General features: G+C 37.5%; 9 protein-coding genes. 4 read left to right on the top strand and 5 right to left on the bottom strand.

Annotated elements, in window-relative coordinates; all coding sequences use genetic code 11:
- Window positions 1–1,876 (bottom strand): PAS domain S-box protein (locus tag VB775_RS15335; protein WP_323216859.1); only part of this gene is annotated, 1,876 nt, incomplete at its 3' end.
- Between the two features lie 765 nt (window positions 1,877–2,641).
- Here VB775_RS15335 and VB775_RS15330 point away from each other — a divergent pair.
- Window positions 2,642–2,929, top strand: a complete 288-nt coding sequence (locus VB775_RS15330) for a hypothetical protein (RefSeq protein WP_281009525.1) — start codon at window positions 2,642–2,644, stop codon at window positions 2,927–2,929.
- A 602-nt stretch (window positions 2,930–3,531) separates the two neighbouring features.
- Here VB775_RS15330 and VB775_RS15325 read toward each other — a convergent pair.
- From VB775_RS15325 to VB775_RS15315, 3 genes are all read right to left on the bottom strand, one after another.
- Window positions 3,532–4,629 carry a sensor histidine kinase gene (locus VB775_RS15325; protein ID WP_281009526.1) on the bottom strand — a complete coding sequence of 366 codons (1,098 nt, stop codon included), beginning with the start codon at window positions 4,627–4,629 and terminating at the stop codon, window positions 3,532–3,534.
- A 196-nt stretch (window positions 4,630–4,825) separates the two neighbouring features.
- A complete protein-coding gene (locus tag VB775_RS15320; protein ID WP_281009527.1) occupies window positions 4,826–6,865 on the bottom strand; it encodes a CBS domain-containing protein in 2,040 nt (679 codons plus the stop codon).
- 648 nt (window positions 6,866–7,513) lie between these two features.
- A complete protein-coding gene (locus VB775_RS15315; protein WP_281009528.1) occupies window positions 7,514–8,413 on the bottom strand; it encodes a hypothetical protein in 900 nt (299 codons plus the stop codon).
- Between the two features lie 752 nt (window positions 8,414–9,165).
- Here VB775_RS15315 and VB775_RS15310 point away from each other — a divergent pair.
- Window positions 9,166–9,854 (top strand): IS1 family transposase gene (locus VB775_RS15310; protein ID WP_281009529.1). Its coding sequence is split into 2 segments (ribosomal slippage): window positions 9,166–9,498 and window positions 9,501–9,854, totalling 687 coding nucleotides; the frame shifts between segments, so codons are not numbered across the junction.
- Between the two features lie 32 nt (window positions 9,855–9,886).
- Window positions 9,887–10,048, top strand: a complete 162-nt coding sequence (locus VB775_RS15305) for a hypothetical protein (protein ID WP_323216858.1) — start codon at window positions 9,887–9,889, stop codon at window positions 10,046–10,048.
- A 55-nt stretch (window positions 10,049–10,103) separates the two neighbouring features.
- On the opposite strand, the gene VB775_RS15300 is transcribed toward VB775_RS15305, so the two are convergent.
- Complete coding sequence (locus tag VB775_RS15300; RefSeq protein WP_281009531.1) at window positions 10,104–10,667, bottom strand: Uma2 family endonuclease; 564 nt, start codon at window positions 10,665–10,667, stop codon at window positions 10,104–10,106.
- A 107-nt stretch (window positions 10,668–10,774) separates the two neighbouring features.
- Here VB775_RS15300 and VB775_RS15295 point away from each other — a divergent pair.
- On the top strand, window positions 10,775–11,156 hold a 382-nt coding region (locus VB775_RS15295), incomplete at its 3' end, for a toprim domain-containing protein (protein WP_323216857.1).

The raw sequence follows: 11,156 nt of genomic DNA, 5'->3' as shown, positions 1-11,156 counted from the left end.
TGGCATTAAGAGGGGTGCGAAGCTCATGACTCATATTCGCGAGAAACTCATCTTTGAGGATTGTTGCTCTTAATAGTTCCTGATTTGTAGTTTGTAGGAGAGCTTCAGCTTTTTTGCGATCGCTAATGTCGCGACATACACAAATCAGTAAGCCACTATCAGTAAGGGTTAAAGATAATTCCTCATCAAAACTAGATCCATCTTTGCGAAGGCCAGTTACCTCGCCCGACCAAGCGCGATTGATTTCTAGTAGAGGAAAAATTTCCTGAGATGCTCGGGCGATCCCTTCTGGAGAATAAAACTTTTCCCAACTTTCGCCAATAAGCTCTTCAGAATGCTCATACCCAAATAAACGTACATGGGCTTTGTTTAAATAGGTGTATTTATAGTCTCGCAAAATAGCAATGCCATCGCTTGTAGCTTCTATAGCATCAAGTTGTTGTTTGAGTGTCGCTTCGGCTTCTTTGCGATCGCTAATATCTTTACTAATGCCTAAAAAACCAATAACTTGCTCCTTCTCATTCCTAAGAGCTGTAATAGATAGCAAGACGGGAAAGCGAGATCCATCTTTACGGATACTTGTCAGTTCTTTCTCACAAACAATATCTAGAGACGCTTGGACTGTTAATGCAACAAACCCGTTAGGAATGTCTTGCCCTAATTCCGCAGAGAGAGTTGCTGCCAGTTCTGCTAGTTCCTGAGCATCATGAAAGATTGTAGGTGTAGCCTGTCCGACAATCTCTCCCATCGTGTAACCCAGCATTTGTTCAGCACCATGATTGAAAACCTGAATGATGCCATTAAGATCGGTGGTAATAATCGAGTAATCAGTACTATCGAGGATGGTGCGTTGTAGTTTGTTGACTTGCCAAAGTTCATTGGTACGTTGTTCCAAGGATTGATTGAGTTCCTGAAGTGCTTGCTGAGCTTGTCGGCGATCGCTAATATCTCGCACCAACCATCGTAAAGTTATGTTGTCATCTGATAAACGGGTCTTAGAGACTGAAACTTCTACAGGACAATAATAATCATGTACCCGTTTGAGGGACATCTCCCACGTTAATTTTTCACAATCACAAAAATCTCCACGGAGTTTTTTGTGAAACAATGTCTGATCTGAAGGCTCGACATACATAACTAAGGACTTGCCACACAATTGTTCTTGCGAGATCGCTAGAAAATTGCAAATTGCCACATTGGCTGATGAAATTACACCTAAGCGATCGGTAACTAAATAGCCATCGGGGGCAAAATCAAATAAATCTTGGCATTGATACTGTATGTTTTCTAGGTCAATATTCCGAAGTCTTAATTCTTCTTCAATAGTCTTTAACTCTTCAATATGTAGCTGTAGTTCTTCATGTAAAGAAAGGGATGACGCATCTTGGACTTGCATGTCTTGAAGATTTAAAGGATTTTTCTCTTTCTTATACCTGATGGAGTTGCTTTCTAAAACCTTCTCCGCCAATAGGTCGATTAAATCATTTTGAGTCAATACTCCGACTAAGCGATCGCCATTTAGTACAGGCAAACGACTAATTTGATAAGAATAGAACAATACTAAGGCAGACTTCATATCTGTTAGTTCTGATTCTTGGATCGTAATCACAGGACTACACATCTCATCTTTCACCAGCAACTGGTCAAAGGTGCAACCCTTTAGACTAATTCGGGTAATATCTTCTCTAGTGAGAATACCGAGCAAGTCACTTCCTGAGTCAATTTCATCACTCGCCATAACCAAGACATAGCCAGAATCTGCCTCACGCATTTGAGCGATCGCTTCTAAAACAGTTGTATTAGGATCAACTACTAGAGGACTACGGTTCTTAATTTGCGAATTTATTTGTGCTTCTGAAATAAAGCCTGCTAACATCGTTATCCCTAAAATTGGAAAATAAAGTTATTTAAAAGTTATTTAACTGATGTTACGTGGAACGCAGATGATGTATCTTCTACTCCTCGCGTGGCAACCTTGAGGATCGCAGGAATTCCTTCCATGTAACATTAAAAAGCTACCTTGTACGCACAAGTCGGACTTACCCCCTTTAGTTCCCCCTTGCAAAGGGGGAAGACTAGAAATCTTGTTCCCTCCCCTTGCAAAGGGGAGGGTTAGGGTGGGGTAATTTCTTTGATTTCACGCACAAACTGACTTGTGTGTACGCCGTAGCCTTAAGGTGGCTGGAGGGATCTAGACAATTCTCAAATGATTTCTTATATGTTTTAGATAGCCAAATTCTAGAAAGAATTTATGCAAAAGAAAAATCAGCCTATACAATAGGCTCACTTTTGGTTATTCCCACCCGTGTTTCTGTGAGCAAGTCTCTTAAATTACTGTAAATTAGTAAATCAAGAATCTATTTAGTGCTTACATTGAGATTAATATCTCTTATAACTCTTATTCACCAACTCCTCCCATTATCTCTATGCTTACTATAATGTAAGATCGTGCAAATATAACATGAATTCTCAAGATGGAACAAATTAGTTTGTTTCATCTTGAGAATAGTTGGTTTCAATCATTTCTTAATGCTATCAAAAATCAAAATCAAAATTTTTTTGGCTTTTTCTGGCTTGTTCTGGTATCTCACATAACAGTTAATCTACGACTTTTATAAACAAATTCGGGGGAGACTCGATTTTGTTATATCTACCTAATGCCGCCGCCAATAGTAGTGGCTCAACCGTTAACCAACAAGTTAATAATCAAATTAACCAATCCTCTTCCTGTGGTTTAGGCGCAGGCATCAATTGCTCCTTGCCTACAGTGGGTTTACCACTTTTTGGCTCATCAGGAACAGGCAAAACCAATGGCTCCGAATCCCTTTGGAGGAGTAAACGCTCAGAACCTTGGAGCCGCAGTCAGCTATACCTACGCTCCCTCCCCCTCCAACAACCCCCACAAAAAGACAATTATTTGTTCCTCTAGTGCTTCCTCAGCAATACTTAGCACCAAAACCCGAATAAATCTTCAAATCTCTTGCAAAATGAAATTAATTGAAGTATATTTATTATGGGAATAGGAAATTGATTTAGTGTGTTTGAGTTACGAATCTTATGTATTTAGACCTTTCGATACTTTTTCTCCAAGAGTTCCAGCAGAGCTGTCTTTAAATTTATATTAGACAGCTTTGCTTGGTTTTTCTTTTTTACGAAAACTCCTTAAACGAAATCAAATATCAAATAAATCCAATGAAACTTTTTCGATGTTAAAGAATCAAGGATATGTATTATTTGTGCCTTAGAAACTGGTGGCAAGATTTCACCACAAGATACGTTCACACAAATTAGAGATCTGTGGCATCAATTAGAATCATCTTGTATTTAGTACATATCAAGACCCAAAAGATGAGATGCGGCGCAAAGCGCCGCATCTCATCTTTTGGGTCTTGATGTTCTAAGTATTGTTTTTAGTACTACAGCCTGTTGAGGCTTTGAGTAGTACAGAGAAACTTTTGGAAGCGTCGCGGAGCGCCGTTTCCAAAAGTTTCTCTGGGGTTTAATTAAGCGCAAAGCGCTGTAACAAACAAATTATTCTGTAAGCAAAGCTTCCCTTGCTAGATAATTACATTTGGGTAATTGAATGGAAACGACTGTCTGATTAAAAACTTCATTTTTAATGGAGAGTTCACCTCCATACAATTTCACAATTTGTTGGGCAATGGTTAACCCTAATCCACTACCTTGCTGATTGTAGTGTTCCCGCTCAAACTGCATAAATGCACCAATATCAGCTACTTGTGCTTTGGTCATTCCTCTGCCGCGATCGCTAATATGTAAATAAAAGAATTGTTTGTCTTCGATACTAGATAAATAGACAGGATCGCCAGCTTTAGAAAACTTAAAAGCATTGTCAACAATTTCTGTAACAACTTTCGACAAATGATTTGGTGAAATATTAATACTCGCTTCTTGTAAATTCATTGTCAAATCATTGATTCTATTTGTTTTTTTTGCACAGGTCTCAGCAGCAAACCTGATAATGTTTTTAACTGCGGTCTGCTCAAACTCTCTCTGCCATCCTTTAGAATTAGAATCAATTGTAGCTAGGTCAGAGAACATAATAAAATTTTGCGCTAATCGATACATGTGATTGCCATGTTCATTAATATTCTGAATTAAAATCAGAACCTCATCAGATGATAAAGATTCATAACTATCAAGCAAGCATCCTGATGTGCCTAAAATCCCAATTATCGGATTCAAAAATTCATGCGGCAGGGAACTAGTTATGTTTCGACGCAGTTCTTCTAATTTCGCAGTACTTTCTTTTTTGATTATTTCTTGCTTTTCTAAACTGATATCGATCAACTTTAGCAAGTCTGAAGATCTAAAAGGCTTAGTTAAAGATAAATAGCCATAATAATCACTTGTATGCATAGAGGTGAGCAGAATTAAAGGGATCTTAGAAGTTAAACTATTTCGGCGTAACGCTTCCAAAATGTCGATTTCTACCGAATTTTGCATCATCACATCAAATAGAATTAGGTCAGGTTGCTCTTGTTGAGCTAATTGCAAACTTTCTACAGCATCGCTCGAAGCAATTACATCAAAATTGTTTAAAGACAATAAATCTTTAATATTAGATAAAATTATCAAGTCATTCTCAAGAACTAAAATTTGTTTCATGATTATCAGTTTTAAATTTGGTAATTTAGATTCTGTAGGGGCAACGCCCCTGTTCCAGCACTAGAGTAATGCGATCGCAGGAATTCTATCCACGTAACATCTATCCTTAGGAATGAAAATTTATTAACTTGTGCAACTAAAACCAAAATTTGCTGGGGGGGGCTTCGCCCCAACAAATTTTGGTTTTAATTGATTTTCATTCCTTAGGACTTTTTAAAACTAATGCTAGTTGTTCTTTAACTCGAAGTAATTCAATTTTTGTTTTTGTGAGATCGCTAATATCTTCAGCAATCCTACTTACACGATTGACTTTTCCAATGTGATTTTTGATTGGGAAAGCACGATCATAAATCCATCGAATTTCTCCGTCAGGGCGGACAATGCGGTACTCATTAGAGGTTTGATTGCCTAATCTTAGTTGTCTATAGGTATCCACAATTATTCCAAGATCTTCTGGGTGAACGGACTCTATAAAAGAATATGAATCGTTATACAGACTTTCACAGGAGCGCCCCCAAACATTTTCATAGCTAGGGCTAACATAAAGAGTCTCATATCTAGATCTGTATATTTCAAATATACAAATAACCTGTCGAATATTATTTGCAAACTGCTGAAAGCGTTCTTCACTCTCCCTATATTCTGAATAAATATGTTTCATTTCAATCGATTTAGCTTGAGTCCGAAATTTAGCTAGCATCTGCTGAAGACTCAATTCAACCGTTACCGATAGCAGATCTAGCGTTTTTAAATCTTCAGATTGCCATTGACGAGGTTCACTGCATTGATGAGCACTCAAAAAACCCCATAGAGATTTTTTGGATATATTTTTATGGGAAAGAGTACCTTTAAAAAAAGATGCTACATCCTCTTCATCACCTCTAATAACAATTGGAACAACTAAACTTGATTTAACTCCGTATTTTTCTGGTAATTTCACATGACAATTAGGTTGCTCAACGGAATAAATGTCATCAATCGTTCTCATCTTGCCCAATAAATATTTTTCAACATCATCATCTTGAAAACAAGTATCGACAATTTGTTGATTCATTATCGCCATAAAGTCGTTACCGACTGACTCAGCAACAATTTTGCCATACTGCGATGACTGTAATTGATATACCACCACGCGATCGCAATTGAGGAGTGTTCGTAGTCCATTTACAACAACTGACAGCAGATTCCTCAGTTCAAAACCATCTCGTATACATAAAGATACTTTAGCTATAAAATCTTCACGCTTTTGGGTTGCAGAAACATCAACAATTGCTTGATAGATTTTTTGATTTTCTTGCAAATAATTCTTCTTTAGGTCAGATTGCAGGATCTCATCAGTCTCAACTCTTTCAGTTTGAGATTGCAAAAGCTCCAAGTAATTGTAAACCACATTAGGATCTAGTGAATCCAATAAACTATTTTTATCAATTATCCCAACTAAAGTATCAAAATGATCTGTTACAACTACATATTGCAGATTGTGTTTCAGCATTGCCTGACGCGCATCCCAAAAACTTTGCTCTGGCTTTAGGGTAATTAGGGGTGGAGTAATCACCATGCTGGCATTTAATTTATCTAAGTCTAACCCCATAGACTTAAATTGAACGATGCTGCATTCAGTAATAATACTTAGAGGAACTGCGGCTGATTGAATTACCACGTAACTTACTCTCAAACCTACCATGATTTTAGCTAAGCTTGAGAGAGATGTGTCTGGTCGAGCGCAAGTTACATTACGGTTCACGATCTCTGATATGGAACGTGCTTTGAGCAAATCAATTGGATGTAAAGATTGATACAAACTTTCCTGACTTACGACTCCCAATAGCATCTGTTTACTATCTACAATGGGCAACTGCTGAATGCGCTTTTGGCTAAATATATTCAGCAGAGTAAAAATATTTTTGCATTGAGATTGCTCTAAAAAGATAGGCTCTCGATTCATGACCGAAGATATTGTAATTTTTTCTAGTTTGTTTGTACTCGCAATTAAACTGACTGCATCGCGCTCAGTAAATATTCCTACTAGCCTCTTTCTTTCCACTACAAAAGCATAAATTGTCCTAGTTTTCAGAGAATAATAGTTCTCCTGAATAGAATATGTTTTGAATAACATGCCCATTAGCGTGATCGCCTCTAACACCAGCATGGATGATTCCACGACTAGAGGATTGGGATTAATTGCCAAATTGATTATCTCAGTCTGAGTTAAAGAAGTATCAGGAAAAATGCTCATAAAATAAAGTAATTAAATTGCTAAGTTAAAAAATAATAGTTTTGATATAATCGCATTAACAAAAAAGATATTGTAAATGGATTAATAGAAACGTCCCAAACATCTAACTAAATCAATTCCAAAAATGCTATTGACTGTTAAACATGCAATTAAAGCTATAAATATACTGAGAGAAAAATTAACTGTAATAACTAATAGAGATAGGATAAAAATATCTATAGGTTTAGTAAGTAGGAGGAAAAGATTATTGGCATTAATCTTTCTTAAAAAAGACGACCTCATAAGTCTAGTCTCATCTTTTTTGATTAATATTACAAACCAGTAACGAGAAAAAATCAAGTTAATACCTATCCTATATTCAGTTAACATTTAAGATCGGCTCCTCTTAGAAAACCAAATTGTATTTATATGTAAATCAATAGCAAACTCGTTCTAATAAATTACTCAACAAAGTAACTAGATCTCTTGTTTAGTAACTGATTTTACGTGGAACTCAGATGATAAATCTCATGCTGGTAGCGAAGCAGGGCAACCACGGGTGGATTGCCCCTACCTGTAAATTTTAGATCTTGTAGGGGCTGCGCCCCCGTGCCAGCCCTAGACTTTCGCCATCGCAAGAATTCCTTCCACGTAACATCAGTTAGTAATTTATTGGTTTGAAAGAATAATTACTCCCGAAAAGCTATTACTAAGGCGATCTCGCTCGCGAATGGCATTCCCTATATCGTTATACGAACGAACCTGAAGATAGGATCGACCTTTAAATATTTTTGGAAAAGCATTAGGAATAATATTTCTATCCCGTCTTAGATTTTTATTGCTATCTATTGGAATGAGCAATTGATAGACTTTTCTCATCTTCGCAGAAGCCTGAGAAGTCAAGGGACTAGACAAGTTCTGATTAGTATTTGCTGGCTTATCAGTTGAATAGCCATTTGAAATCCAAACTGCCCCTACTGATTGAGCAGCAAAGCCTTGACTGCGTAAATTATTAGCAAGAATATTTGCAGTCTGTTGACTGGATAATGGTGCAGACAAAATCACAGGACGATTATTGAAGGTTGCCCAAAAAGATGGCTTCCCTGTCAGCATTCTCACTTGTTGAATTGCTAAGTCTGAATTGACAGGTACTTCTATCAGTAAAGCAGCAGCCCGAAAATGTTGAGCATTATCATTGTTTTTATCCGTAAAAGAATGTACAACCGCATCTAGACCCATTTGTCGGATTTGACTAGCGCGATATATAGATGCATTTACATTCTCAAAACCACCTAGAAATGTCATTGAAGCCGTGAAGTAGCGACAAGGTACAACTGAAATCGCCAAAAATTCTGGTAATTGTGGCAATTGATTAACAGGTCTATCTATGATGACTGCATAGCGTCCATTAGCTAATTGCTGACAGGTTTGATATGGGAATATGTCATTAGTTATCGCTTGAGCAAGAGCTGGCGATCGCATATTCATGAACACAAAACTGAATAGAAATAACCATTTAAATTTCAATGTAATCGAGCCATAATTCTGCCTAGGAATTAACAGTCTCATATTGATTAACCTGTAGTATCTAATTGTTTCGGTATCAAGTCTGGAATGCAACATATGAGTAATCTTCTGAAGGATCGCTTGTATGTCTAATCCAGTGCTGATGAATTTGAACACATTCATCAGCAATAATATTGAATTCTAAAAATGACAGTGCCATTTTCAGAACTGGGATAAGAAAAATTAACTTAACGTAAGTAATGTTAAATGTAGGATTTTATTATGAATACCAAATCTAGGACTTTGCGATTGACAAGCAAGACTCTAAAGAGATGAATCAATACGAGTCCTGTGTACTAACAAGCCTTGGATATAACATTAAAAATTCCATTGCAGTATATACTCTAAGAACAAGTTAGAGCATAAAGATTCTAAAAAGATTATATACAATTATTTAAGGAAGCTTCAGCCATACTAACGAATGTCTGAAATTAACTTGCTAATGTATTTATCTCTTCTTTAATTGAGTTTATGATTGGAAGTTTACATCCCAATAACTAACTCTTTATCCCTATTCCCTTGGTTGATAATATATCATACAATTCAAGAGAAATAGCAATATATTTTCTTAATCTAAGTTAGAAAACGATGTTAATCAGGGAAAATAGACAAAAAATAAGATTTTAGTGATTTTCTCCCTATTCCTTAATAGTAGGATAGAAAAGTCAGAACACACTCTCGTTTGGACTTCTCGCGATCATAGCGTTGCACAAATACAAGATGAAGAAGTAAAATCAGGAAAAAAAGAGAAACGAATGAAATGTCCTAAATGTGGCTCAACCCATATTCGTAAAAATGGGAAACGAGGAGCCAAACAAAATCATATTTGTGCTGATTGCGGTCGTCAGTTCATTGATCATTACTCGGAGCTTGGATATTCGCAAGATGTCAAGAAAATATGCCTCACAATGTACTGCAATGGCATGGGATTTAGACAGATTGAGAGATGTACCGAGGTTAGTCACAACTCGGTAATCAATTGGGTAAAGGCAGCAGCCCAACAATTACCAGAACATCACCCAATAGAAACTATTCCTGATGTGGGTGAGCTAGATGAACTCCAGACCTTTGTTGGGTCAAAAAAAACTTGATTTGGCTATGGACTGCGGTGAATCATTTTAGCCAAGGTATATTGGCTTGGGTATTAGGGGATAGGAGTAGTCAAACCTTTGAAAACTTGTGGACATTGATTAAAGTATGGCAATGCTATTTCTGGGTTACCGATGGTTACTGTGTCTACAAGATGTTTATCAACTCGGAAGACCAAATTATCAGTAAAACCTACATGACTAGAGTTGAGGGTGAAAATACGAGACTGAGACATTATTTAGCTAGACTGCACAGAAAAACTCTATGTTATTCAAAATCGGAAGAAATGTTGAGATATTCAATTCGTTTATTAATTCACTATCTTAAGTACAAATCGATTCCTTCATTTTCTTGATTCATCTTTTATTTGTGCAACGCCCTGATACGATGACATTGAACGCGAAAGATCGTCCTGTTAATCCGATTCTGGTGGAGTCTCAGGGTAAAGTCGTGGAATCCCATGTTGCCGATCTTGATGCGGCAAATATTGCTAAGGCTGTAGAAATGTTAAACGCACAGCAAATCAAGCCTCTTGAAAATCAGAAATAACTATGTTTTACACTTTTCAGGTATTTGTTGAGTCTATCTCTATCAACGATACGAGTTAATCTTCTAACCAACTAAACAACTCACCCACTGTAAGCTGAAACGATTGTGCAAAGGATGGCACAGGCAAGCGATCGCTTTTAGTTTCAAACACAGCAATCGTGCGATCGCTAAAATAGACAAATACCAATTCCTCATCAGGATCGAGTAACCATCCCATCTCTGTACCATGATCTAAACAATAGAGAATATTCCGAATCACTTTTGTTTGGTTTTGATCTGGTGAAAGGATCTCGATTACCCAATTAGGAACAGACTCAAATAGATTGGATACTTTGCCGTCTTTATCCCTAGGAATGCGTTCCCAAGTAAAAACGGCGATGTCTGGAATGACCGAGCGATCGCCAAAATTACACCGCAACTCTGAATAAGCACGGGCAATTTTTTGAGGTTTGAGAGCTAGGTTAATTGCCGAGCCAAGGTCAAGCTGAACTGTACTGTGTTTTCCCTGTGGCATCGGCTTTTGGATAATCTCCCCATCAATAAATTCGCAAGCGGGTTTTGTCTCTGGTAATTTCAGAAACTCTTCAAGGGTTAAAGGTTTAACAGGAGTTTGAACCATTGCGATCGCCACTTTTAATGATGATTATAGACTACAAGCACTGTCGTTTATCGTCTCCATAGATTTTTAGAGCAGATTCAAGATAAAGTCCATATAGGTACAAAAACATGAAAAAGCTGTTACTCGTTGAATCTCCATCCAAGTGCAAAACCATCCAAGCCATCCTTGGCAGTGAATGGCAAGTGGAAGCTTCCTTTGGTCACTTTACGGAACTTGCTAAAGATGGTGAAGATAGCTTGGGCTTTACGATGCACAAGGATACCAACAAAATTGAATGCCGCTATCAATTGACGGAAGGTAAGGGTCAACAGGTAGTCTCTAAACTTCGGGCTGCGGTAAAGAATGCTTCAGAGGTGGTACTTGCTACCGATGGCGATCGCGAGGGTGAGGGAATTGCTTGGCATTTACAGCAGCAACTGCATCTGCGTAATCCCAAACGCGCTGTCTATAACCAGATTACACCTACGGCGGTTAGAGCCGCGATCGCTA

This window comes from Pseudanabaena sp. CCNP1317, from assembly GCF_034931345.1.
GTDB lineage: Bacteria > Cyanobacteriota > Cyanobacteriia > Pseudanabaenales > Pseudanabaenaceae > Pseudanabaena > Pseudanabaena galeata.
Note: the sequence above shows the minus strand (reverse complement) of the source record. Positions and strands in the feature narration are given on the sequence as shown.

Excerpts from the sequence above, each read along its gene's own strand:
- VB775_RS15305 (WP_323216858.1), top strand. The coding sequence starts at position 9,887 with ATGACATTGAACGCGAAAGATCGTCCTGTTAATCCGATTCTGGTGGAG.
- VB775_RS15300 (WP_281009531.1), bottom strand. The coding sequence starts at position 10,667 with ATGGTTCAAACTCCTGTTAAACCTTTAACCCTTGAAGAGTTTCTGAAA.
- VB775_RS15320 (WP_281009527.1), bottom strand. The coding sequence starts at position 6,865 with ATGAGCATTTTTCCTGATACTTCTTTAACTCAGACTGAGATAATCAAT.
- VB775_RS15315 (WP_281009528.1), bottom strand. The coding sequence starts at position 8,413 with ATGAGACTGTTAATTCCTAGGCAGAATTATGGCTCGATTACATTGAAA.
- VB775_RS15325 (WP_281009526.1), bottom strand. The coding sequence starts at position 4,629 with ATGAAACAAATTTTAGTTCTTGAGAATGACTTGATAATTTTATCTAAT.